This is a genomic window from uncultured Ramlibacter sp. (genome assembly GCF_936925435.1).
Classification (GTDB): domain Bacteria; phylum Pseudomonadota; class Gammaproteobacteria; order Burkholderiales; family Burkholderiaceae_C; genus Ramlibacter.
In genome coordinates this window covers 17,284-40,353 of record NZ_CAKZHQ010000034.1, presented here as the reverse complement: position 1 = coordinate 40,353, position 23,070 = coordinate 17,284, and the positions used below count along the sequence as shown (strand labels likewise).

The 23,070-nt window shown below is 66.8% G+C and carries 18 protein-coding genes and 2 tRNA genes; 10 read left to right on the top strand and 10 right to left on the bottom strand.

Annotation, left to right across the window (positions count from 1 at the left end):
• Window positions 1–48 precede the first annotated feature (48 nt).
• The 4 genes from Q0632_RS15115 to Q0632_RS15100 all read left to right on the top strand — a co-directional run bounded on the left by Q0632_RS15115 (window position 49) and on the right by Q0632_RS15100 (window position 4,144).
• Complete coding sequence (locus tag Q0632_RS15115) at window positions 49–984, top strand: alpha/beta hydrolase (protein ID WP_298931608.1); 936 nt, start codon at window positions 49–51, stop codon at window positions 982–984.
• Window positions 959–3,160 carry a bifunctional (p)ppGpp synthetase/guanosine-3',5'-bis(diphosphate) 3'-pyrophosphohydrolase gene (locus tag Q0632_RS15110; protein ID WP_298931607.1) on the top strand — a complete coding sequence of 734 codons (2,202 nt, stop codon included), beginning with the start codon at window positions 959–961 and terminating at the stop codon, window positions 3,158–3,160. Before Q0632_RS15115 ends, Q0632_RS15110 begins: the two co-directional genes overlap by 26 nt.
• Before the next feature lie 88 nt (window positions 3,161–3,248).
• Window positions 3,249–3,323: transfer RNA gene (locus Q0632_RS15105), tRNA-Val, on the top strand.
• Between the two features lie 86 nt (window positions 3,324–3,409).
• Window positions 3,410–4,144, top strand: a complete 735-nt coding sequence (locus tag Q0632_RS15100) for a hypothetical protein (protein ID WP_298931606.1) — start codon at window positions 3,410–3,412, stop codon at window positions 4,142–4,144.
• Here the strand turns inward: Q0632_RS15100 and Q0632_RS15095 are convergent.
• The 6 genes from Q0632_RS15095 to Q0632_RS15070 form a co-directional block, all read right to left on the bottom strand.
• Window positions 4,141–5,229 (bottom strand): BamA/TamA family outer membrane protein, encoded by a 1,089-nt coding sequence (locus Q0632_RS15095; RefSeq protein WP_298931604.1) that lies wholly within the window; start codon window positions 5,227–5,229, stop codon window positions 4,141–4,143. The two genes, Q0632_RS15100 and Q0632_RS15095, sit on opposite strands and share 4 nt — an antisense overlap.
• Before the next feature lie 56 nt (window positions 5,230–5,285).
• Window positions 5,286–7,541, bottom strand: coding sequence for a patatin-like phospholipase family protein (locus tag Q0632_RS15090; protein WP_298931602.1), 2,256 nt, complete (start codon window positions 7,539–7,541; stop codon window positions 5,286–5,288).
• 12 nt (window positions 7,542–7,553) lie between these two features.
• Complete coding sequence (locus tag Q0632_RS15085; protein WP_298931600.1) at window positions 7,554–8,138, bottom strand: YSC84-related protein; 585 nt, start codon at window positions 8,136–8,138, stop codon at window positions 7,554–7,556.
• 121 nt (window positions 8,139–8,259) lie between these two features.
• Entirely contained in the window at window positions 8,260–8,883 is a 624-nt protein-coding gene (locus Q0632_RS15080; RefSeq protein WP_298931598.1) for a response regulator, read from the bottom strand.
• Entirely contained in the window at window positions 8,880–9,908 is a 1,029-nt protein-coding gene (locus Q0632_RS15075) for an ATP-binding protein (protein ID WP_298931596.1), read from the bottom strand. Before Q0632_RS15075 ends, Q0632_RS15080 begins: the two co-directional genes overlap by 4 nt.
• 123 nt (window positions 9,909–10,031) lie before the next feature.
• Complete coding sequence (locus Q0632_RS15070; RefSeq protein WP_298931594.1) at window positions 10,032–12,107, bottom strand: MASE1 domain-containing protein; 2,076 nt, start codon at window positions 12,105–12,107, stop codon at window positions 10,032–10,034.
• Window positions 12,108–12,330: 223 nt separating this feature from the next.
• Between Q0632_RS15070 and Q0632_RS15065 the strand changes: the two genes are divergently transcribed.
• The 4 genes from Q0632_RS15065 to rimO all read left to right on the top strand — a co-directional run bounded on the left by Q0632_RS15065 (window position 12,331) and on the right by rimO (window position 15,547).
• The gene (locus tag Q0632_RS15065) at window positions 12,331–13,008 is read left to right on the top strand and encodes a response regulator (protein WP_298931592.1); all 678 of its coding nucleotides are present in this window, start codon (window positions 12,331–12,333) and stop codon (window positions 13,006–13,008) included.
• 94 nt (window positions 13,009–13,102) lie between these two features.
• Complete coding sequence (locus Q0632_RS15060; protein ID WP_298931590.1) at window positions 13,103–13,492, top strand: response regulator; 390 nt, start codon at window positions 13,103–13,105, stop codon at window positions 13,490–13,492.
• 127 nt (window positions 13,493–13,619) lie between these two features.
• Window positions 13,620–14,135, top strand: a complete 516-nt coding sequence (phaR, locus tag Q0632_RS15055; RefSeq protein ID WP_298931588.1) for a polyhydroxyalkanoate synthesis repressor PhaR — start codon at window positions 13,620–13,622, stop codon at window positions 14,133–14,135.
• A 29-nt stretch (window positions 14,136–14,164) separates the two neighbouring features.
• On the top strand, window positions 14,165–15,547 hold the full coding sequence (rimO, locus tag Q0632_RS15050; protein ID WP_298931582.1) for a 30S ribosomal protein S12 methylthiotransferase RimO: 1,383 nt from the start codon (window positions 14,165–14,167) through the stop codon (window positions 15,545–15,547).
• Between the two features lie 116 nt (window positions 15,548–15,663).
• Here the strand turns inward: rimO and Q0632_RS15045 are convergent.
• Window positions 15,664–15,748: transfer RNA gene (locus tag Q0632_RS15045), tRNA-Leu, on the bottom strand.
• Between the two features lie 18 nt (window positions 15,749–15,766).
• On the opposite strand from Q0632_RS15045, the gene rnr reads away from it, so the two are divergent.
• Complete coding sequence (rnr, locus tag Q0632_RS15040; RefSeq protein ID WP_298931580.1) at window positions 15,767–18,031, top strand: ribonuclease R; 2,265 nt, start codon at window positions 15,767–15,769, stop codon at window positions 18,029–18,031.
• A 47-nt stretch (window positions 18,032–18,078) separates the two neighbouring features.
• Window positions 18,079–18,837: an SDR family oxidoreductase gene (locus tag Q0632_RS15035; RefSeq protein ID WP_298931578.1), complete on the top strand. Its 759-nt coding sequence runs from the start codon at window positions 18,079–18,081 to the stop codon at window positions 18,835–18,837.
• A 61-nt stretch (window positions 18,838–18,898) separates the two neighbouring features.
• On the opposite strand, the gene Q0632_RS15030 is transcribed toward Q0632_RS15035, so the two are convergent.
• From Q0632_RS15030 to Q0632_RS15020, 3 genes are read right to left on the bottom strand one after another with little or no spacing between them, the layout of a single operon-like run.
• Window positions 18,899–20,329, bottom strand: a complete 1,431-nt coding sequence (locus Q0632_RS15030; protein WP_298931576.1) for an NAD(P)H-hydrate dehydratase — start codon at window positions 20,327–20,329, stop codon at window positions 18,899–18,901.
• Window positions 20,330–20,375: 46 nt separating this feature from the next.
• Window positions 20,376–21,647, bottom strand: a complete 1,272-nt coding sequence (locus tag Q0632_RS15025) for a D-amino acid dehydrogenase (RefSeq protein WP_298931574.1) — start codon at window positions 21,645–21,647, stop codon at window positions 20,376–20,378.
• Complete coding sequence (locus tag Q0632_RS15020) at window positions 21,644–22,972, bottom strand: amidase (RefSeq protein WP_298931572.1); 1,329 nt, start codon at window positions 22,970–22,972, stop codon at window positions 21,644–21,646. Before Q0632_RS15020 ends, Q0632_RS15025 begins: the two co-directional genes overlap by 4 nt.
• Window positions 22,973–23,070 lie beyond the last annotated feature (98 nt).

Genomic DNA, 23,070 nt, shown 5'->3' with positions numbered 1-23,070 from the left:
GGACCGAACGAGCCTGCAACCTGCGCAGTATCGGTTTTTTTCTTTTTCATGACCGAACCTACGCTGAACTACGTATCCTGCCCCGGCGCCTCGGGCGGTCACCGCATGGCGTACTGGCAGTGGGGTGCGGCCGACGCCCTCCAGACCATCGTCTGCGTCCATGGCCTGTCGCGCCAGGGGCGCGACTTCGACGTGCTGGCCCGGGCCCTGGTGGCGCGCTCGGCGCGGCCTTTGCGGGTGGTCTGTCCCGATGTCGTCGGCCGCGGCCGCAGCGACTGGCTGCCCGACCCGATGGGCTACCAGATTCCCGCCTATGTGAGTGACATGCTGGCCTTGCTGGCCCAGTTGGATGGCCAGGCGCCGCTGGCCACGCTGGACTGGGTGGGCACCAGCATGGGGGGCCTGATCGGCATGGCCGTGGCCGGCACGCCCGGTCTGCCGCTGCCAGTGCCCGTGCGCAGGTTGCTGCTCAATGACGTGGGGCCGGCCATCGGTTGGCAGGCGCTGCAGCGCATCGGCACTTATCTGGGGCAGACCGGCAGCTTCGACTCGGTGCAGCAGGCCGCCGATGCGATGTGGGCGATTTCCACCAGTTTCGGGCCACACACGCCCCAGCAGTGGCTGACCCTGTCGCAGGCCATGGTCAGGCCCTTGCCCGAGGGCGGCCTGACCCTGCACTACGACCCGGCCATCGCCGTGCCCTTCCGGACCTTGACCGAAGAGTCCGCCGTGCAGGGCAGCGCCGCGCTCTGGCAGCTGTACGAAGGCATCCGTGCGCAGGTGCTGCTCACGCGCGGCGCGCAGTCGGACCTGCTCTCGCACGAGACGGCGCAGGCCATGACGCAGCGCGGCCCGAAGGCCCGCCTCATTGAATTCGAAGGGGTGGGCCATGCGCCCACCTTCGTCCTGAACGACCAGGTGGAGGCCGCGGCCTCCTTCCTGCTGGAAGAAGAACACCATGAAGAGTCTCGCGGCAGACCATGATGGCGCCCAAGTCCCGGAGCTGATCGCCGCCGCGGAGCAGGACCTGCCGCAGCAGGCGAACGCACTGGCACGCGCCCGCGCTTTTGCCGAGCCCTTGATTGCCGGCGAGATCCTCAACACCGGCGAGAACTCGCTGGAGCACGCCGACGCGGTGGCCGCCATCCTCAAGTCCATGGGCGGCTCGCAGGCCATGCAGGCGGCCAGCTACCTGGTCTACGCCTGCGCCCACCTGAACAAGCCGCAGGAAGTCATTGCCAAGGCTTTCGGCGACAGCTACGCGGCGCTGGCCGTCGAGACCAACAAGCTGGTGCGCGTGCAGGCCCAGGCCCGTGGCGCGCTGGACGCGGACCGGCCGATGGACGACCCCAAGGCCCAGACCGAGAGTGTGCGCAAGATGCTGCTGGCGTTCTCGCGTGACCTGCGGGTGGTGATGCTGCGGCTGGCCTCGCGCCTGCAGACCCTGCGCTGGTACGCGGCCTGCAAACAGCCTGCGCCGCCGAGCATTGCGCGCGAATCGCTCCAGGTCTTCGCCCCGCTGGCCAACCGCCTGGGCATCTGGCAGCTCAAATGGGAGATGGAGGACCTGGCCTTCCGCTTCCTGGAGCCGCAGACCTACAAGGAGGTGGCGCGCCTGCTCGACGAGAAGCGCGCCGAACGCGAGGGCTACGTCGGGCGGATGCGCGCGCAACTGCAGGCGGAACTGCGCGCCCAGGGCGTCGATGCCGAGGTCCATGGCCGGCCCAAGCACATCTACAGCATCGTCAAGAAGATGCGCGGCAAGTCGCTGGACTTCGAGCAGGTGTTCGACGTGCGTGCGCTGCGGGTGATCGTCCCGGCGGTGCCGGACTGCTATGCCGCCCTGAGCTGGGTGCATGAGAAGTTCGAGGCCATAGGCGGCGAGTTCGACGACTACATCGCCCGACCCAAGGCCAACGGCTACCAGTCGCTGCACACCGTGGTGCGTGACGCGACCGGCCAGCCCATCGAGATCCAGATCCGCACCCAGGCCATGCATGACCACGCCGAGCATGGCGTGGCGGCGCACTGGGCCTACAAGGAGGCCGGCGCCAAGGGCTATGCCGGCGTGTCGGCCAGCGGCGAGTACGACGCCAAGATCGCCGTGCTGCGCCAGCTGCTGGCCTGGGAGCGCGATCTGGCCGGCGCCAGCGAAGGCCTGTTCGACGACCGCATCTACGTGCTGACGCCCGATGCCGCGATCGTCGAACTGCCCCAGGGCGCCACGCCGGTGGACTTCGCCTACAGCGTGCACACCAGCCTGGGCCACCGCTGCCGCGGCGCCAAGGTCGATGGCGCCATGGTGCCGCTGAACACGCAGCTGGCCAACGGCCAGACGGTGGAAGTCAGTGCCGTCAAGGAAGGCGGCCCCTCGCGCGATTGGCTCAATGCCGAGCTGGGCTTCCTGGCCAGCCACCGTGCCAAGGCCAAGGTGCGCGCCTGGTTCAACGAGCAGGTGCGGCACGAGACCGTCGCCCGTGGCCGCGAGGCGGTGGAAAAGCTGCTGCAGCGAGAAGGCAAGACGGCCATGAAGCTGGACGACCTGGCCGGCCAGCTGGGCTTCAAGTCGGCCGAAGACCTGTTCGCCGTGGTCGGCAAGGACGAGCTTTCCCTGCGCAGCATCGAGACCCTGCTGCGGCCGCAGGAGGTGCCGCTGCCGCAGGACGAGTTCCTGCTGCTGAAGAAGGCGCGCAACACCGAGAAGACGCCCCAGGGCGGCGTGCTGGTGGTGGGCGTCGATTCGCTGATGACGCAGCTGGCCAAGTGCTGCAAGCCGGCGCCGCCCGATGGCATCGCCGGCTTCGTCACCCGCGGCAAGGGCGTGAGCATCCACCGCAGCGACTGCAGCAACTTCCGCGAGCTGGCGGCGCGCAGCGGCGAGCGCGTGATCGATGTGGCCTGGGGCAAGCCCAAGAGCGAGGGCGCGGCGGTCTATCCGGTGGACGTGGCGGTGGAGGCGGCCGACCGGCAGGGCCTGCTGCGCGACATCTCGGAAGTCTTCGCCAAGGAGAAGATGAACGTGGTCGGCGTGCAGTCGCAGTCGGTCAAGGAAACGGCCTGGATGACGTTCACCGTCGAAATCAGCGACTCCGGCCGCCTGAACAAGGTGTTGGGCCAGGTGGCCGAAGTGCGGGGCGTGCGCTCCGCGCGCCGGCGCTGAAGCCGGGGGGGTTTTTTCACTGCTATAATTCGAGGCTGTGAAATTCGCAAGACAGCCGCAGACAGCGGAGGTTGACCGGATCAGATCAGGGCCGTTAGCTCAGTGGTAGAGCGCCTCTTTGACGTGGAGGATGTCGGAGATTCGATCTCTCCACGGCCCACCAGAACGACGAAACGCAACGAAGCCCGTTCCCGAGAGGGAGCGGGCTTTTTGCTTTTGGCGCCGCTCACAATCGCGCAGGGAGAGCCCATGAGCAAGAAAACTCCAGTTGACGAAGAGCTCGCTCGCCTGATGCAGGGCGGCACGGTCGACCAATTGCAGGCGCGCCTGGATGCGGGCCTCGACCCCAACACCCTCATCGACACGCACGCGCTTGGAGAGGTGACGCTGCTCACCGCAGCGGCCAAGGAAATGCGCCATTGCATGGTGCGCATCCTCCTGGCCAAGGGAGCCGACCCCAACGGCAAGCCCGGCCGCGTGGCTCCCTTGCACGTCGCGAAGTCTTGGGAGGATCTGTTGATGCTGCTCGATGCCAGGGCGAGTTTGAAGCTGAAGAATCAGCACGGCAAGATGGCCGAGCATCTGCACCCGGCTGCCTCCTACGAGGCCAAGATGTTGAAATTCGCCCGGCAGCGGCCCCTGGGCTTGCGGGCGATGCACGCCGACAAGGCCTTCATGCTGTTCACGCTTGCTCGCAGCGAGAGGGTGGTCAATCGCGATGGGCTGGCGGGCTTGCGCAGCGAAGTGCAAGGGCTGGACCCCGTTTGGGACAAGGCGCAAGCCCTGGCATGGCTGGACAAGCATTGGGCCCTGCTCGATCACGTGCAGCATCCAGAAAAGCAGGAGACGGACGGCAAGCATCTCTGGCACATCTGGACGCACCGGGAAGGGGACAGGCTGCTTGCCGCCGCTGCCTGCCTCGTCGTCACGACGGCGGAGAGTCCGAAGGACCTGCTCGCGGCGTTCCGCGCATCCAGCTCCTAGCGCCAGGCGTTGCCCACCTGGATGTAGAAGGCATGGTCCTGCGTGCTCTTGGCCACATCCAGGCCGACCCACAGGCCCAGCAGCCGCGCCAGCTGGTAGCGAAAGCCCACGCCGCGGCTGAAGGTTTCGGTGCCGTCACCGAAACCGCTCGATGAATTCCAGGCGCGACCACCGCCGGCGAAGCCCAGCACCGCCCAGCGCGGCGTGACGTTCCAGCGCAGTTCGGCTTCCAGCACGCCGGTGCGCGTGTCCTGCAGCCGCATGGCCGGGACGCCGCGCATGTCGACGGAGGGCAGCATGAAGAAGGGGGCTTTGCCGTTGGCCAGCCGCAGGTCGGCGCGGCCGCCGAGCACCAGGTCTTTCCTGAGCTGCCAGTAGCTGAAGACGTGGCTGCGGTAGGACTGAAAACGGGTGTCGCTGCCCCAGTCCGGATCATAGAAGGTCAGGTCGATCGCGCCTGTCCAGCCACGGTTGGGCGTGAAGATGTTGTCACGCGAGTCGTACTCGAGCGACAAGCCCAGGCCCGAGGCCTTGCTGGCGCGCTCCAGGCTGCCCAAGCGGCCCGTTCCTGCTTCGTTGTCGAAGCGGTTGTTCAGATCCAGGTAGTTCCAGCGGCCGATCAGCCAGGCGTCGCTTTCGCCCAGCCGCGCCATCGCATGCTGGGTGGAAGCCCAGCCGTCCAGGGTGTAGCCCACCGGCCCAAGCTTGCCGCCCTGGCCATAGAAGTCCAGGTTGACATTGGTGCGCACGACGCCACCGCGCCAACGGTAGTGGTCAGCGTCGAAGCTGACCATGCCGCCACCGGCGCCGCCCCAGGTCCCGTTCTCCGTGGCAAAGGCGGCACCGCCCAGGATGTCGGGCGGCGCCAGCCGGCCGCTGTCCTTGGCCTTCTGGGCCGCCTCACCCAGCGATTCGCGGAAGAACAGCATGCCCATGCCAGCGCCATAACCGACGGCCGGTTCGGTGATGACAATGGGCACGGGCAGGAAGCCCTTGCGCTTGAGGAGCCAGTCCGACAGGTCGAAGGCGCCGTCATGCGGGTCGGTGAAGCGCTCGCCCAGCAGGGACTGGGCCTGGACAGGCATTGCGGCCATCCAAAGAGCCAGGCAGGCGAGGGCCAGGGTGGTGGGAAGGCGCATGTTCAGGGTCGTCCCAGATAGAGGTAGAGGCTGTTGTAGCCGCGGTCGGCGCGGCCGTAGCCCAGGTACAGGGGACCGAGCGGCGTGTCCACGCCCAGCAGCAGTGCGGCCGAGCGCAGCGTGCCCTGTTCGTTGTTGGGGATCAGCGGCCGGCCGACCCGGCCCACCTCGAGCGAAACACCGCCATACACGCCGTCGAGGAAGCTGAAGCGCGCCAGCCGGTTGTAGTAAAAAATCCGCGCGAACTGCAGCTCTTCGCCCATCAGCGCGCCAGTGCGGTAGCCCGATTGCTGGAGCAGGCCGCCCCACTGGAAGTAAAACGGTGCCGGCAGGGTCGAAGAGCCGAACCGGCGGCCGGCCTTGGCGGCGAGATTGAAGGTGTGCTCACCGAACGACATGACGTAGTTGCCCGTGAAGTCGGCACGGCTGAAATCGGCATCACTGCCCAATGAGGCCCGGGCTGAGGTGGCGTTCAAGGACATGGCATAGCCCGAGCGCGGGAATGAGCCGCTGTCAAGCTGGTCGACGACGGAGCGCAGTGTGAAGCCGGCATAGTTGCTTCGGCTTTCAGTCTGCTCCAGGATGGGCGATCCGGTGTCCAGCGTCGTCTGCATTTCGGCCGCTGTGAGGCCGAGCCTGATCTGGCCGAATTTCTTGGACTGGAAACCCAGTTCGAGGCTTCCCCTGAGCGCGTGAATCTCGTACTGTGCAACCCGCTCGTTGGCCAGAAAGACATCCAGGGGACGCCGTTCGTACTCGATGCTCGGGGCGATGAAAAAGCTCTGGCTCGCTTCCAGCGGCTGGTAGAACTCGGTCGCCACCCGGTTGGTTCGCCCGAATTGCAGGTCGGTCCGCCATTCAGCGCCCAAGGAGTTCAGCCAGGTCTTTCGGAAGCTGCCCAGCACATTGAAAAAGGCGTCACCGTTGAAGTCGGATGACAGACCCAGCCCCGCGCGCAGGAAGTTGGGCCCCCAGGACTTTTCCACGGCATCGATTGCCAGGATGCGGCGGCCGGGCTCCTCCAGCAGGCGGTAGTTCACATGTTCGAAGTCACCGGTGCCGAACAGCCGGCGCATGTCCTTGTCCAGCGTTTCCTGTTCCAGTGGAACGCCTGGCTGGGTTTCCATGACAGAACGGGCGATGGCCGGGTTGACGCGCTGGAGGTTGTCGAAGCGGATTTCGTCCACCGCGACCTGCAGCGCGGGGCTGGCGCCGCTCTGGCGGCGAATATTCCAGCTGTCGTAGTCCGCCTGCGGCACCGAGAGTCTGGACAGCAGATCGGCCACGGCACGGACCGCCGAATAGCCCAGTGGAACGGTCTGCGGCATATGGTCGAAGTCAACCGCAGAATAGTCGCCAAGCTGGGGCAGGACCAGGATGTCCGAGGGCTTGAGGCCGGCCAGCGATGCCTGCACATTCTGATCGGTCAGGATGTTGACCATCTGGCCCGTCACGCCCAGGACAGATGTCAGCCCCGAGGCTTTGAGCAAAGGCGTGCCCAGATTGACGGCGATCACGATGTCGGCGCCCATGGCGCGTGCGACATCCACCGGCAGGTTGTTCGTGAGGCCGCCGTCGACCAGCAGGTGGCCATCGAGCGGCACGGGATCGATGGCGGCAGGAACAGACATGCTGGCCCGCATGGCGCTGGCCAGCTCGCCCTGGCGCAAGACCACCGGCTTGCCGGTGACCAGGTCGGTGGCGACGGCGCGAAACGGGATCGGCAGCTCGTCGAAGCGGCGAAAGCCATGCACCTTGCTCAGCCTGCGCAGCACGGTCTCGAGCTGGATGCCCGACACGACGCCCATGGGCAACAGAAACTGGCCGTCGCGCAGGCCGATTTCTGGCGCGGCCAGATTGGTCTGGTCGTCACGCTTGAGCCGGATGGCGCGTTCTTCGCGCGGCGGCTGGTCCTTGAACAGCAGGCGCGTGGACATGGTTGCGATGGTGGCCTCCATGTCTGCGATCGATGTCCCGGAGGCATAGCTTCCCCCGACAATGGATCCCATGCTGGTGCCCGCGATGCAGTCGATGGGGATGCGCATTTCCTCCAGAGCCTTGAGGACGCCGACATGGGCCGCGCCACGGGCCCCCCCGCCGGACAGGACCAGGCAGACCTGGGGGCGTTTGGCCGATGCGGCCAGCGCAGGCTGTGGCTGGTTGGCTTGCTGGGCTGCCAGAGCGCCGGGCCCGGCGAGCGCCAGCCACGCGATCACGCGAATGACGCAACGCCCGCTCAACTCAATCTCCCGTGGCATGTGGGCACGGCGCTACAGGGCCATGCGGCTGATCTTGGTTCCATCGAGGCTGAGTCCGGCCATGAGGCCGATGTTGCTGTGAATGAACACTATGATGCCCTGCTGCGCGAACTGTGTCGCTGTCCGCGCACCGGAACTCAGGTCGGCAACCACAACCGAGGCGTTCACTCCTGCGGTCCATCCGGCACTGCTTTCGAACTGTTCCAGCGCCTGCGGCGTCATGAAGAACAGATAGACCGCTTTCGATTGCGCGCCGGCGAGCAGGCCGACCGAAGCTTCGGCGACGCTGTAGTACGCGACCGAGGTGCCTGCCTTGCGCAGTGCGCCATGGCCATGAGAGCCGGCGACCACCAGGCCGGCCGAGACCACCGAAGGAAAGACCAGGATGCCGTGCGCCCGGTTGCTCAGGTCCCGAGCGCCATTTGCCTGGCTGTACAGGGCCGAGAGGGCGTGGTCGACAGCGGCGTCGATGGTCCGACGTCTGGCACCCGGTGTCGACTCGGTCTCCGGCGACGCGCACCCGGCCAGTGCCGCCGCGCACGCAGCCAGCAGCAAGTCCCTGCGGAGCAACCCCGGCGGCGTGGCATGCGTGCTCACTCGGTGGCCTTCTGGACATCGGATCTTTGGAGAGCGCGGGTCAACGCGGCGCAGCGACGACAAGGTATGCCACCGAACTCCCTTGCATCTGCGGCATGTACCAGGTGGTGCCGCACTGGGCTCATTCCGGCGGGCTGTCGCCGGAATGGGTCTCCAGCAAAAGTTTCAGGAGGTCGGGCAGCGTTCTGACGCCCAGTCTTTCCATGATGCGGCCACGGTCGGCCTTGACCGTCCTTTCGCTGATGCCCAGGTCGGCCGCGATCTTCTTGTGCAGCGTGCCTGCCGCAATTCCCTTGAGGACCTTGTGCTCCCGATCGCTCAGGGATTCAAGGCGTTTGCGGACGAATTGCGATCGCGCGCGGCTCTCGCGTTGCCGGGCGTCGCAAGCAACCGCATCCTCCACAGCAGCGAGCAGAACGCTGCGTTCGACCGGCTTGGTCAGGAAATCCCGCGCCCCAGCGTGCATTGCGCGGACGCTCGCGGCGATGTCCGTCGTTCCGGACATGAAGATGATGGGGCGCTGGTAGGCCGGGTGCCTGCGCAGTGCGGCTTGCAGGTCCAGGCCGCTGGCGCCCGGAAGATTCAGGTCCAGCAGCAGGCAGCCTGGCTCATCGCCCGCGGCCGGCAACAGGTAGTCTCCGGCTGCGGCATAGGTATGCACCTCGTAGCCGGCGGCCCCCAGCAGCCGGCCGATCGCCGTGCGCATGCCCTGGTCATCGTCGATGAGATGGACTGTGGCCATCATGCAGGCACTGCAAGGCGCGACCGGTCATTCGAACTGCGCCTGCTGATGGCGGCAGTCGGGGCGGGGCAGGCCTGCGGACGGCGCGGCAGCCGGACGGTGAAGACGGCTCCACCGCCCTTGCGTGGCGCCGCTCTGATGGTGCCTTCGTGCGCCTGGACGATGGTGCGGGCCACCGACAGCCCAAGGCCCATGCCGCCCTGCTTGGTGGTGAAGAAGGAATGGAAAAGTGCCTCGGCATCGCGCGAAGCGATGCCGTGGCCGCGATCGCTGACCTGCACTTCGACACAATCCTTGACGTCGCGGGTCGCGACATGCAGGCCCCGCTGGACGCGCGGCGTCTCCTGCATGGCATCCATGGCGTTGATCAGCAGGTTCAGCACAACCTGCTGCAATTGCACGGCATCGCCCGAAACCATCGATTTCATGGCCTCCGGCTGGAACACGATGTCCACCTGGCGGCGCATGGCCTCTGCCGAAATTGTCTTGATTGCCTTGTCCAGCGTGACATGCAGGTCCAGGTCCCGATGCTCGACCTCATGGCGCTCCAGCAAGCCGCGCAGCCGGCGGATCACCTCATAGGCGCGCAGGTCGTCAGCCCGGATGTCGGCGAGGATCTGGCGCAGGTCGTTCAGCTGCAGGCCCGGCCGGGCCAGCAGCATTTCTGCCGCCTCGGCGTTGGACAGGATGGCGCCCAGGGGTTGGCTGATTTCGTGCGCGATGGAGGCGCTGATCTCGCCGACGGAAGCCAGACGATTGAGATGGGCCAGTTCGACTTGTTGGGCCTGGAGGGCAGCACGGGCACTGCGCAGATGGAGTCGCTGGACAAGGATGTACGCGATGAGCCCGGCAAGTGCGGCAACAGCCACCACGGCCACGGCTGGTGCATCCAGTACGCCCGCCTCATGCGCAACTGCCGCAAAAACAGGGTCCGGGAGGGCCCACAACAGGTTCGCGCCGAACAGAAACCGCCATCCGCCGCCTCGTGAACCTTGGCGGTTGGTGGCAACGTGCAGCAGCGCGATCATGGGGACAGTATTGGTATTCCTCCTGGTCTCAGCCTATTGGACAAAGGTCCAATAGGCCTGTTCTGACGCGTTTCGGACGCGTTCCTCAACCCGGTCTGCCTGGGTGCAATGGTGCCGCAAGACTCACTGCCGGCCCAGCGAGGGAGCCGCCGGCAGCACCAGCCGCATGTTGGTCCCTCCGCCCTGGCGTTTCTCAGCCGCGAGAGTGCCACCATGGGCTCGCGCAATCTTGCGGCAGATCGCCAGGCCCAGCCCCAGCCCGTTCTCCTTGGTGGTGAAGAAGGGCTCAAAAATCTTCTCGAACTGGCCTGGGTGGACTCCCGATCCGGAATCACCAACGACCACCTGCACGCTTTCGCCCGGGCCATGGAGGGTGACCACGCTCAGCGTCCTGCGTGAGCGCTCCTGGCTTTGCATGGCTTCGAGCGCATTGGAGACCAGGTTCAGCACGAGTTGCTGCAGCTGGACGCGGTCTCCGTTGACAGGCGGGAGGTCCGGCGAGAAGCTGGGCGAGAGGTCCACGCTGCGCACGGCGAACTCGCCATGAACCAGAGTCAGAACATCCTTGACGATGTGGTTCAGGTCGATCTGCGCAAACTCCTCCTCGCCCTTTTTCATCAGCAGCCGCAGATGGTGGATCAGCAGGCCCGCGCGCTTGTCGGCTTCCGCGATTTCCCCGAGGATGGTCCGGATCTCGGTCATGTCCGGCGGGTCTCGGGCGAGAAAACGCAACGCGGCCTGGGCGTTGCTGAGAATGGCGGTCAGTGGCTGGTTGAGTTCGTGCGCCAGGGTGCTGGTGAAGTCCGTCAGGGAGGCGACACGCGTCAGGTGCATGAGTTGCTGGCTTTGCTCGCGCGCCTCCAGCTCCGCGCTGCGCTGATCGGTCACGTCTCTGGCGATGCTGACCAGGCAGGGCTGGCCCTGGATTTCCACCGCGGTGACGGAGACCAGGGCCTGGCGGGCGTTGTCTGACCGGTCCCAGAGCGTCACTTCGTGCGCATGGAGATCCGGTTTGCCACGCATCCGTGCAAGAAGTGTCGCGCGGCCGGCATCGTCCAGATGCCGTTCCAGAGGCGTGCTATGGGCGCAGGCGTTGCCGTCATGCGCGTGCCCCAGCAAGTCGAGCCAGCGTTCATTCGCTTCAAGAATGTGGCCGTCATCTTGTCGGCTGATCGCGATGGCATCGGGGCTGGAATGGAAGGCACTGGCGAAAAGTTCTTCGGAAGACCGCAGTTTCTGCTCGGCCCGCCTGCGTTCTTCGATCACGGCTGCCAGCAACAGGAGCGGTATCGCAATCGTGATCAGGAACAGCTGGATGGGCAAGGCCTGGTCGTGCGTTGCCGCTCCATGGAATGGGCCGCGCCCATGGGCGGCGCCCCAGATGACCAACAGTGCGACCAACGTGAACGCCGTGCTTGTCAATGCCGGACCGAACCGCAAGGCCGCCCAGACGAAAAACGGCATCGGCAGGTACAGCAGGCTGGGAGAGGTATCGCCGTTGCCGACATTGATGTCGAATGCGATCGTGCTGACGGCCAGAAGACCTGCCAGCAAGGTGATGGCTTCGAGCATGCGGGGGCGGCCGGACACGCGCAGTTGCAAAGGGTCGGCTGCGGCCCAAGTGATGGCCACGGGCACGAACGTCAACGTGGCCAGCATGTTGGCGAAGAAGCGGGCCTTCCACAGCGTCCAGTAGTCGGCAGTGCCCCAGCCGAGCAGCCGCACGAGGCCGGCGTCCAGAAACGAGGACAAGAACGGCGCCAGTGCGGCGGCCGCGCAAAAAGCGGCAACTGCGCGGACGGTGCTCAGGCCCGAGAGCTTGCCCGCGAATCTCTGGACGAGGGCGGCACCGATCAGGGCCTCTGCAACATTGCTGCAGAACCAACCCAGCACCATGGTCAACGGCACCGCACTTTGCAGTTCTGCCAGCAGATGGGCGGGAAAGGCGCCAAGAATGAGAATCCACCACCATTGCCTGGGCGCGAGCAAGAGCGCGGCGAGCAGCAGGGCGTTCGGGGGCCAGAGGACGGAAATGGGCAGGGGCGCGATGGTCAGCGCCATGCCGAACTTGGCTCCGGCGTAGTAAACCATCCCGACCGCGATTGCAGCGCGCAGCGCGCGCCAGTCGTATTGCCGTGTCTGCGTGGCGTCCGCAGTGGCCAGTGAAATTGGGCGTCGTCGCTGATTGATGTTCTGCATTGCGCCTCGCGTCGGGCACGCATTCACCCCGATGGAGGCATCCTACGGCTGATGTCTGCCATTTCAAACGTCCCGAAGAGCGTAAACGTTACTTGTATTTGCTTGTGTGTAACATATGAGACATAAGCCATCAATTTCGCAGCGTTGTCATTGACGCAGCAAGCGTGCTCCTTACACTGATTTCACAACCCAACTCCTGCCAGGGAGGCAGACCGTGGAAGCTATGAATGCTCTTGCATATGAGGCGCGCAAGCCCGAAGGCGCCGAGGCCGGCGGCATGCGCCCGGTGGTCTACGTGGTGGACGATGACGCCTTGGTGCGCACCGCCATGGCGCGTCTGCTGAGCACCGCAGACTACAGCGTCTGCCAGTTTGAGTCCGCTGAATCCTTTCTGCGGCAACACGACAACAAGGCGCATGGCTGCGTCATCCTGGACATCGCCATGCCCGGTCTGGACGGCCTGGCGCTGCAGGACGCACTTGCCGACGGCGGCAGCTGCATGCCGGTGATCTTTCTGACCGGACGCGCGGATGTGCCGATGTGCGCACGCGCCATGAAGTCGGGCGCCTTCGACTTCCTTACCAAGCCGGTCGATGAGACCGTTCTTTTTTCCGCAGTTGCCCGGGCTCTGGAGAGGGATGCGGCGCTCAGGACGGGCCGTGCCCAGCGCGAGGCCACTGAATTGCGGTTCTCGACCTTGACCCCGCGCGAGCGGGAGGTGCTGACCCACGTGATTGCCGGGCGGCTCAACAAGCAGATTGCCGCCGATCTGGGGACGGCAGAGAAGACGGTCAAGGTGCATCGCGCCCGCGGCATGGAAAAGATGCACGTGCGCTCTGTTGCGGAACTGGTGCGGATTGTCGAGAGAGCTCATCCACAGGGAAGCGGCACCAGCCTTTGACCGACGGGGGTGGGAAACGGGCAGACCCACAGCCCACGCGGCGTAGGACCATAGGCCCATTGGTGGGGGCGTTACTAAGCGTTAGCGTACCTACATGCCCACGGATGCGCCGCTCATTGCTGTCGTCGACGACGAGGAGTCTGTACGCCGGGCGCTGGGCCGGCTGATCTGCGCGGCGGGCTTCACCGCCGAAACGTTTTCATCGGGAATGGAATTCATGCGCTCGGTCCAGCAGCGTCGGCCGCATTGCGTCGTGCTGGATCTGCGCATGCCCCATATGAACGGGTTTGACGTGCAGGATGCCTTGAGCCGGGCCGGGGCGCAGCTGCCTGTCGTGATCGTGACGGGTGACGACTCGCCAGAGGCCAGGGCTCTCGCGTTCAGGCAGGGGGCGGCGGCGTATCTTCGCAAGCCGGTCGACGATGCGATGCTGGTCGATGCAATCCAGGCCGCAATTTACGCGGGCTCGCCGGCCCCCGGCTAGCGGCGGCGCCCGCCGCGGGGCAGGCCTTGCATTCAGGGTAAACCTTGGGTTTCTGCGGGGAACGCCTCCCTAGAATCTGCTGCAATGCAATAGCGCGGCCTTGGGGCCGGGCCTCAGGAGTTTCCCAGTGACCAGCAAGAAAGCCAGCGGCGGGGCCAAGCCGGCCCAGCGCATCATCAAAAAGTACCCGAACCGCCGGCTCTACGACACCGACACCTCCACCTACATCACCCTGGCGGACGTCAAGCAGCTGGTCATGGACAGCGAAGCTTTCTGCGTGCGCGATGCCAAGACCAACGAGGACCTGACGCGCAGCATCCTGCTGCAGATCATCCTGGAGGAAGAGGCTGGCGGTGCCCCGATGTTCAGCGAGGCCGCGCTGGCCAACCTGATCCGTTTCTACGGCCACGCCGCCCAGGGCTTCATGGGCAGCTACCTGGAAAAGAACGTCCAGGCCTTCACCGACATCCAGGCCAAGATGGCCGAGCAGTCCAAGACGGTCACGCCTGAGATGTGGGCCCAGTTCATGAACATGCAAAACCCGATGATGCAGGGCATGATGGGCAATTACGTCGAGCAGTCCAAGACCATGTTCGACAAGATGCAGGAGCAGATGCTCGGAGCATTTGGGGTGAAACGGTAACCCTGGCCCAGAACTGGGACAATTGGGGGATGAGTGAAGTCCTGTCCCCCGAAACCAAAATCCCGAAAGTCGGCTTTGTCAGCCTGGGCTGCCCCAAGGCGCTGACCGACTCCGAGCTGATCCTCACGCAACTGAGCGCCGAGGGCTACCAGACTTCCAAGACCTTCGAAGGTGCCGATCTCGTCATCGTCAACACCTGCGGCTTCATTGACGACGCCGTCAAGGAAAGTCTGGACACCATCGGTGAGGCCCTGGCGGAGAACGGCCGGGTCATCGTCACCGGTTGCCTGGGCGCCCGCTCGGGCGAGGGTGGCGAGAACCTGGTGCGGCAGATGCATCCCTCGGTGCTGGCCGTCACCGGCCCGCATGCGACGCAGGAGGTGATGGACGCGGTCCATGCCAACCTGCCCAAGCCGCACGACCCCTTCATTGACCTGGTCCCGGCCGCCGGCATCAAGCTGACGCCGCGCCACTATGCCTACCTGAAGATCAGCGAAGGCTGCAACCACCGCTGCACCTTCTGCATCATCCCCTCGATGCGCGGCGACCTGGTCTCGCGGCCCATCGGTGACGTGCTCAGGGAAGCCAAGGCGCTGTTCGAAGGCGGCGTGAAGGAACTGCTGGTGATCAGCCAGGATACGTCCGCCTACGGCGTGGACGTAAAGTACCGCACCGGCTTCTGGGACGGCAAGCCGGTCAAGACCCGCATGCTGGAACTGGTGCAGACCCTGGGCGAGATGGCCGAACCTTACGGCGCCTGGGTGCGGCTCCACTATGTCTATCCCTATCCCTCGGTCGACGAGGTCATCCCGCTGATGGCCACCGGCAAGGTCCTGCCTTACCTGGACGTGCCTTTCCAGCACAGCCATCCCGACGTGCTGCGCCGCATGAAGCGGCCGGCCAGCGGCGAGAAAAACCTCGAGCGCATCCTGCGCTGGCGCGAAGCCTGCCCCGAGATCGTCATTCGCAGCACCTTCATCGCCGGCTTTCCCGGCGAGACGGAGCAGGAGTTCGAACACCTGCTGGAGTTCCTGCGCGAAGCGCAGATCGACCGTGCCGGCTGCTTTGCCTACAGCCCGGTGGAGGGCGCGGTTGCCAACGACATCCCCGGCATGCTGCCGCAAGAAGTGCGCGAAGAGCGCCGTGCCCGCTTCATGGCGGTGGCCGAAGAAGTCTCCATTGCCAAGCTGCAAAAGCGCGTTGGCGCCACCATGCAGGTGCTGGTGGACTCGGCGCCGGCGCTGGGCCGCAAGGGCGGTGTGGGCCGCTCTTACGCGGATGCACCGGAGATCGACGGCACGGTGAAACTGCTGCCGCCGGAAAAGATCAGCAAACAGCTCAAGGTCGGCGAGTTCACCCGGGCGCGCATCGTCGGCACCGACGGCCACGACTTGGTCGGGGTGCCGGTCTGACCGGACCCATCACCTCTCTCGCACCAATGAAAAAGCCGCCTGCAAAGACGGCTTTCATCATTGAACCCACAAAGAACAAAGCCGGTCACCTCGTTAGAGATTACCGGCCTTATGATTGGTGCCCAGGAGAGGACTCGAACCTCCACGATGTTACTCGCTAGTACCTGAAACTAGTGCGTCTACCAATTCCGCCACCTGGGCATTTCAGGAAAGATAGGATTGTATATCAAAAATTTAGGACCCTCCGGCACTGCACTGCTCGATGAGATCGAAGGCGTGATTCAAGGCCACCGCGATGGCCACGGATACGTTTCGCGCGACGACGGCGAAGGCGATATTTACCTGCCACCCAACGAGATGCGCGCCGTGCTGCACAAGGACCGCGTGAAGGCGCGCATCGTGCGCCACGATCGCAAGGGCCGGCCCGAAGGCCGCGTCGTCGAGATCGTCGAGCGTCCCCCGCAACCCATCATTGGCCGCCTGCTGCACGAGAGCGGTGTCTGGCTTGTGGCGCCGGAAGACAAGCGCTACGGACAGGACATCTTGATCCCCAAGGGTGCGACCGCCCTGGCCAAGGCGGGCCAGGTGGTGGTGGTCGAACTGACCGAGCCGCCCAGCCTGTACGGCCAGCCCGTGGGACGCGTCAAGGAAGTGCTGGGTGAGATCGACGATCCCGGCATGGAGATCGAGATCGCGGTGCGCAAGTACGGCGTGCCCCACGAGTTCTCCGACGCCTGCATCGCGCTGGCGCGCACGCTGCCTGACAAGGTGCGGCCGCAGGACAAGAAGCACCGGGTCGACCTGACTGACGTGCCCCTGGTCACCATCGACGGCGAGGACGCGCGCGACTTCGACGACGCCGTCTACTGCGAGCCGGCCAAGGTTGGCCGCGGCAAGGGCTGGCGCCTGCTGGTGGCCATCGCCGACGTCAGCCACTACGTGGAAACGGGCAGCGCCATCGACGTCGACGCCTACGACCGCGCCACCAGCGTCTACTTCCCGCGCCGCGTCATCCCCATGCTGCCGGAGAAGCTGTCCAACGGCCTTTGCTCGCTCAATCCGGAGCAGGACCGCATGTGCATGGTCTGCGACATGCTGATCACCGCCACCGGCGAGATCCAGGCCTACCAGTTCTATCCGGCCGTGATGTGGAGCCATGCCCGCTTCACCTACAACGAGGTGGCGGCCATCCTGGCCAACACCCGCGGGCCCGAGGCCCAGCGCCGCAAGGACCGCGTCACCGACCTGGAAAACCTGCACGACGCCTACCGCGCGCTGCTCAAGGCGCGCAACACCCGCGGCGCGGTGGACTTCGAGACCACAGAGACGCAGATCGTCTGCGACGAGAACGGCCGCATCGAGAAGATCGTGCCGCGCACGCGCAACGACGCGCACAAGCTGATCGAGGAGGCCATGCTGGCGGCCAACGTCTGCAGCGCCGACTTCATCCAGGAGAGCAAGCACCCGGGCCTGTACCGCGTGCACGAAGGCCCGACGCCGGAGAAGAAGGACCTGCTGCGCAACTACCTCAAGGCCCTGGGCGTGGGTCTGTCCATCAGCGAAGAGCCACTGCCGATGGAGTTCCAGAAGATCGCTGCGGCCACGCGCGAGCGGCCCGACGCCCAGCAGATCCAGACCATGCTGCTGCGCTCGATGTCGCAGGCCATCTACACCCCGATCAACGCCGGCCACTTCGGCCTGGCTTACGACGCCTACACCCACTTCACCAGCCCGATCCGGCGCTACCCCGACCTGCTGGTCCACCGCGTGATCAAGTCTGTGCTGTCCAAGGAGCGCTACGTGCTGCCCACCTTGCCGACGCCGGGCGAGGCGCACGAAAAGCTGGCGCGCCGGCTGGCCGCGCGCGTCAAGCCGCCGACGCAGGGCCTCAAGAAGGCGGTGCAGCCGCCCAGCCGCGAGGTCCAGGCCTGGGAGGCGGCCGGCCTGCATTGCAGCGCCAACGAGCGGCGCGCCGACGAGGCCAGCCGCGACGTCGAGGCCTGGCTCAAGTGCAAGTACATGCGCGAGCACCTGGGCGAGGAGTACAGCGGCGTTGTCACCGCGGCGATGGGCTTCGGCATCTTCGTCACGCTCGACTCGATGTATGTCGAGGGCATGGTCCACATCACCGAACTGGGCGGCGAGTATTTCAAGTTCGACGAGGCCCGCCAGGAGCTGCGCGGCGAGCGCACCGGCATCCGCTATGCCATTGGCACACGGGTGCAGGTGCAGGTCAGCCGGGTCGACCTGGACGGCCGCAAGATCGACTTCCGCCTCGTGCGCGAGGGCGAGGAGCTGGTCACGCGCGCGCTCAAGGACAAGGGCGTGCCCGGCAGTCCGGGCGGCGTGCCGGCCAAGGCATCGACCAAGCGCGCTGCCCGCAAGGCTGTGCCACCGGTCGACCGGCCCGGCAAGGTGACGGCGCCCAAGGCCGTGGCGCGCAAGGCCACCACCAAGCCCAAGGGGCGCAAGAGCCGCCGCTAGACTCGGTTGGGATTGCGTTCAACGACAAAAATGAGGAAGACAGAGCAATGACATCGACAACATCGTCCGGCAAGGTCGCCATCGTCACCGGCGGCGGAACCGGCGTCGGCAAGGCCGCGGCACTGGCACTGCTGGGGGCCGGCTGGAACGTGGCCGTGGCCGGGCGCCGGCGGGAGCCGCTGGAGGAAGTGGCGGCCCAGGCCGGCGGGCGCGCCATCGCCGTGCCCACCGACGTGACCGACCCCTCCTCGGTGGAAGCGCTGTTCGCCGCCACGGTCGAGGCCTTCGGCCGCGTCGACCTGCTGTTCAATAACGCCGGTGGTGGCCTGGGCCAGACCCTGCTGGAAGACATCGCCATCGAGGACTGGAAGCGGGTGGTCGACACCAACCTCAACGGTATGTTCTACACGATCCAGCAGGCTTTCCGCGTGATGAAGGCGCAGAGCCCGCGCGGCGGCCGCATCATCAACAACGGCTCGATCTCGGCCCATGCGCCCCGGCCCAACTCCATCGCCTACACGGCGACCAAGCACGCGGTGAGCGGCCTGACCAAGACCGCTGCGCTGGACGGGCGCAAGTACGACATCGCTGTCGGCCAGATCGACATCGGCAATGCCATGACCGACCTTGCTGCCAAGATGGCCAAGGGTGTGCCGCAGGCCAATGGCGAGATCGCCATCGAGCCGCTGATGGACGCCAGCATCGTGGGGCAGTCGGTGCTCTACATGGCCAGCCTGCCGCTGGAAGCCAACGTGCTGTTCCACACCGTCATGGCCACCAAGATGCCCTTTGTCGGGCGTGGCTGATTGCTCCTGAATCCATAGCGCTCCGGGGCCATTTCCCGGGGGCTGTGGGCCGATTTTCCTCTTAAATCGAGGTGCGGGCCAAGGCCGAGGCTGTGAGGGGACTGGTGGCCGGCCAGCGGTCTGCCGCCAGGCCGTGCACGTAGGCAGCCGCAGCGGCCGCGTCGAAGGCGGGCGCCCCTGCGGCCAGCCGCGCCGCCACCATGCCGGCCAGCACGTCGCCGGTGCCAGCGCTGGCGAGTCGGGCGTTGCCGGTGGGATTGACCACCGGCGTGCTGCCAGGCGCAGCGATGACGGAACCAGACCCCTTGAGCAGCACGGTGCAGCCAAAGCGCTGTGCTAGCTCACCAGCTGCAGCAAGACGGTCGGCCTGCACCTGCGCCGTTGTGCTTGCGAGCAGCCGGGCGGCCTCCAGCGGATGCGGCGTCAGCACCGTCGGCCGGTTGTGCCGCCGTGAGCGCGCCTGGAGCAAGGTCTGCAGCTGGTTGTCGGCAGCCAGGGCATTGAGGGCGTCGGCGTCGAGCACCAGGCTCAGCGCGCCAGACAGGGCTTGCGGCAGCGCTGCCCGAATGGCATCGCCACCGCCGCAACCGCAAGCCAGGTGCAGCGAGGCCATGTCCAGCGAACGCCAGGGCCGCAGCATCAATTCGGGCTGGCCGGGGTCGTGCGTGGCGGCCGCATCGAGCAGGCCGACAAAGACCCGTCCGGCGCCGCTGTGCAGGGCGGCGCAGGCCGCCAGCAGGGCCGCGCCCACCATGCCGGGGGCGCCACCGATCACCGCCACGTCGCCGTAGCTGCCCTTGTGCGAAGCGTGGGCGCGGTGCCCGGGCGCGGGCGGGCCTTGCAGCCAGGCCACCGGCGCATCGGCGCAGGCCAGGCCCAGGTCGTCCAGCCAGACCTGGCCGCTTGCATCGCGGCCCTGCGCGGTGAACAGGCCCGGTTTGAGGGCCAGCAGGGCCAGGGTGTGGCTGGCCAGCACGCTGCTTCCGCCGCCGGTGTCGGCGCCCAGGCCGGAGGGCAGGTCGATCGACAGCACGGGGACGGTGCCGGCGTTCATCCTGGCGACCCAATCGGCCATCTTGCCGTCCGGTGCGCGGCTGGCGCCTATGCCCAGCAGGGCGTCGATGCACAGCGCGTAGGCCTCGGGGGGCTGGGCGGCGAATTCGACGCCGGCGTCGCGTGCATTGCGAAACGAGGCCAAGGCATCGGCAGGGGCGTGGTTTTCGTCGCCCAGCCAGGTGACGAGCGGCTGCTTGCCCCAGCGCTGCAGGTGCATGGCCGCCTCCAGGCCGTCGCCGCCGTTGTTGCCTGGGCCGCAGGCGATCCAGATCCTGCGTGCATGCGGCGCAATGGCCAGCGCCAGCCGCGCCGTTGCCAGGCCGGCGCGCTGCATCAGGGTGTGGGCCGGAAAGCGCGCTGCGGCGGCCTGTTCCAGGCGCCGCGTCGCGGTGACATCGAACAGCGGCCAGGAGCGCTCGGGGGTGACGGCTTGCATGGCGGCGATTGTGCCGCGCAGCACGCCGGCCGTGGGCCGTGGCGGCTCAGCGCAGCAGGCGTTCGACGCCCAGGCCTTCGATGTCCACTTCGGGCTGGCGGCCTGCCATCAGGTCGGCCACCGCGCGGGCGCTGCCGCAGGACAGGGCCCAGCCGCTGGAGCCGTGGCCCAGGTTGAGCCATACGCCGGGCACGCCGGTGGCGCCCAGCAGCGGCGGGCCGTCGGGCAACATGGGTCGCGCGCCTTTCCACTCCTGCACGCTGGCGCCGGTGTTGGAGATCTGGGCGGCGCCGGGGAACCAGTCGTGCAGCACCTTGTAGAGGGTCTGGATGGCGGCCGGCCTTCTGGCGGCGGGATCGCCGCCGATCTCGGCGCTGCCGGCCACCCGCACGCGGTTGCCCAGGCGTGTGATCGCCACCTTGTAGTGTTCGTCCATGAGCGCGCTGCGCGGCGCATTGAGCGGTTCGCGGATCGGCGCGCTGATCGAATAGCCGTGCACCGCAGCCAGCGGTACTTTCAGGCCCAGCGGCCGCAGCATGGCGGCGGAGTCGACACCGCCGCAAACCACGACGGCGTCGAAGTCGCGCCTTTGCGCGCCTTGGCCGTTCGTGCTGACGGCCAGGGCGGCCGGGCGGGCCGCATCCAGCGGTGCGACCGTGCTGTTGAACTCGAAGCGCACGCCCAAGCCCTGGGCCACCGACTTGAGCAGCAGCGCGAACTGCCGGCAGTTGCCCACCTCGTCCTCGGGCAGGTGGATGGCGCCCAGGAACTGCGTGTCGGCATTGATGGCCGGTTCGATGCCGCGCACTGCCTGCGCATCGATCTCCTTGAAATTGACGCCGGCGTCGCGCAGCACTTGCAGGCCGGGCTCGACCAGCTTGCGGTCCTTCTCCGAGCGCAGCAGCACCATGTAGCCGGGGCTGCGGTCGTAGTCCAGCCCGAGTTCATCGGTCAGCTGGTGCAGGCGCGCCCGGCTGTAGAACGCCAGGCGCTGCAGCCGGGCCCGGTTGGCCAGGTAGGTGTCGAGCTTGCAAGCGCGCCACCATTTCCAGATCCAGGCGATCTCCCGGGCCGACAGCGGCAGGGCCAGCTTGACCGGCGCGTGGCGGCTGAACAGAAGGCGTGCCACCTTGGCCGGCATGCCCGGCGCGGCCCAGGGCGTGACGTAGCCGGGTGCGACCACCCCGGCGTTGGCAAAACTGGTTTCCTCGGCGGCCGCGCCGCGGCGTTCGAACACCGTGACCTCATGGCCGTCAGCCGCGAGTTCGTAGGCTGTGGTGACGCCGATGATGCCGGCGCCTACAACGGCGATCCTCATGCCCTGCCTTCGTGCAGGGCGGCCTCGGCCTGCAGCGCGAGGTTCAGGATGGTGTCGTCGCGCAGCGCGCCGTGCCACAGCATCAGGCCGGCGGGCAGTTGTCCGGGCGCATGGCAGGGGATGGAGATGGCGCAGCCGTCCAGCATGTTGACCACGCTGGGGTTGCGCAGTAGCAGGGCGTTGACGCGGAAGAACTCCTCGTCGCGTTCCTTGCCGGGCGCCACCTGGGCGATCGTCGGGGCCACGATGGGCACGGTGGGTGAGAGCACGGCATCGAAGCCCTCCAGCGCCAGGCCGACGCGGACTATCCAGTCCTGGCGCGCGCGCACGAGTTGAAGGTACTCCCAGGCCTTCATGGCGGCGCCGCGCTCGATGCGGGTGCGCACCCGCGGGTCGTAGCGCTCGCCGCTGCGCCCCAGCAGCTCGCGGTGCCAGGCGTAGCTCTCGGCCGCCGAGAAGCCGCCCGTGGACTGGATGGCGCCCAGGTCACGGATCTCGCTCAAGGCGATCTCCTCGATGCGGGCGCCGGCATCGCGCAGGGCCTGCAGGCTGCGCTCGAAGGCCGCGGCCACCGTGGCGTCCAGGCCATCGAGCATGGTCGTGGTGGCCACCGCCAGGCGGTAGCCGGACAGGGGCCTGTCGTTGACTGCCACGCTGCGCGCGGCCAGGATCTCATGGGCCAGGATGGCGTCGCGCACCGAGCGGGTCATGGCGCAGACCGTGTCCAGCGTGGTTGACAGGGGCAGGGCGCCTTCGGTGGGCGTCAGCCGCGCCGTGTTCTTGAAGCCGACGATGCCGCACAGGGCGGCCGGAATGCGGATCGAGCCGCCGGTGTCCGAGCCCAGGCCGATGAAGGCCGCGCCGGTAGCCACCGAGACGGCGGCACCGCTGGAGGAGCCCCCGGGAATGCGGGCCACGGTGCTGTCCGCAGGGTTGGCCGGGGTGCCGTGGTGCGGATTGACGCCGACGCCGGAGAAGGCGAACTCGCTCATGTTGGTGCGGCCCACCAGCGCCGCACCGGCGGCCCGCAACCGGGCCACGGCCGCACTGTCCTGGGCCGCCGCCGGGGCATCCGCCAGGGCGACCGAGCCGGCCGCCGTGGGCTGGCCGTCAATGTCGAACAGGTCCTTGACCGAGACCGGCAGGCCGGCCAGCGGCCGTCCGGCGTTGGCGGGGGCGGCCGCTGCCGCGCGTGCGGCTTGCCCCATGGTGTGGACAAAGGCGTGGGCGCAGGCCGGCGAGGCGGCCATGGCCAGCGCCTGCTCGGTATGTTCCAGGGCGCTGCCGCGGCCGGCGCCCCGCGTGGCGATGAGGTCAGGGGACATGGGGGAGGGGCCTGCTATAATCTTTGGGTTTTGCTGGACGGCGGACGCATGGTGCGTCAGGCGTTGTCAGCGAAGCAAAATCGCGAATCCATCCCAAC

Excerpts from the sequence above, each read along its gene's own strand:
- Q0632_RS15030 (WP_298931576.1), bottom strand. The coding sequence starts at position 20,329 with ATGCAAGCCGTCACCCCCGAGCGCTCCTGGCCGCTGTTCGATGTCACC.
- Q0632_RS15075 (WP_298931596.1), bottom strand. The coding sequence starts at position 9,908 with ATGATCGCGCTGCTGCACGTTGCCACCAACCGCCAAGGTTCACGAGGC.
- Q0632_RS15090 (WP_298931602.1), bottom strand. The coding sequence starts at position 7,541 with ATGCCACGGGAGATTGAGTTGAGCGGGCGTTGCGTCATTCGCGTGATC.
- rimO (WP_298931582.1), top strand. The coding sequence starts at position 14,165 with ATGAGTGAAGTCCTGTCCCCCGAAACCAAAATCCCGAAAGTCGGCTTT.
- Q0632_RS15080 (WP_298931598.1), bottom strand. The coding sequence starts at position 8,883 with ATGATGGCCACAGTCCATCTCATCGACGATGACCAGGGCATGCGCACG.
- Q0632_RS15110 (WP_298931607.1), top strand. The coding sequence starts at position 959 with ATGAAGAGTCTCGCGGCAGACCATGATGGCGCCCAAGTCCCGGAGCTG.
- Q0632_RS15065 (WP_298931592.1), top strand. The coding sequence starts at position 12,331 with ATGAATGCTCTTGCATATGAGGCGCGCAAGCCCGAAGGCGCCGAGGCC.
- Q0632_RS15020 (WP_298931572.1), bottom strand. The coding sequence starts at position 22,972 with ATGTCCCCTGACCTCATCGCCACGCGGGGCGCCGGCCGCGGCAGCGCC.
- Q0632_RS15035 (WP_298931578.1), top strand. The coding sequence starts at position 18,079 with ATGACATCGACAACATCGTCCGGCAAGGTCGCCATCGTCACCGGCGGC.
- Q0632_RS15115 (WP_298931608.1), top strand. The coding sequence starts at position 49 with ATGACCGAACCTACGCTGAACTACGTATCCTGCCCCGGCGCCTCGGGC.
- Q0632_RS15025 (WP_298931574.1), bottom strand. The coding sequence starts at position 21,647 with ATGAGGATCGCCGTTGTAGGCGCCGGCATCATCGGCGTCACCACAGCC.
- Q0632_RS15060 (WP_298931590.1), top strand. The coding sequence starts at position 13,103 with ATGCCCACGGATGCGCCGCTCATTGCTGTCGTCGACGACGAGGAGTCT.
- Q0632_RS15100 (WP_298931606.1), top strand. The coding sequence starts at position 3,410 with ATGAGCAAGAAAACTCCAGTTGACGAAGAGCTCGCTCGCCTGATGCAG.
- Q0632_RS15095 (WP_298931604.1), bottom strand. The coding sequence starts at position 5,229 with ATGCCTGTCCAGGCCCAGTCCCTGCTGGGCGAGCGCTTCACCGACCCG.
- Q0632_RS15070 (WP_298931594.1), bottom strand. The coding sequence starts at position 12,107 with ATGCAGAACATCAATCAGCGACGACGCCCAATTTCACTGGCCACTGCG.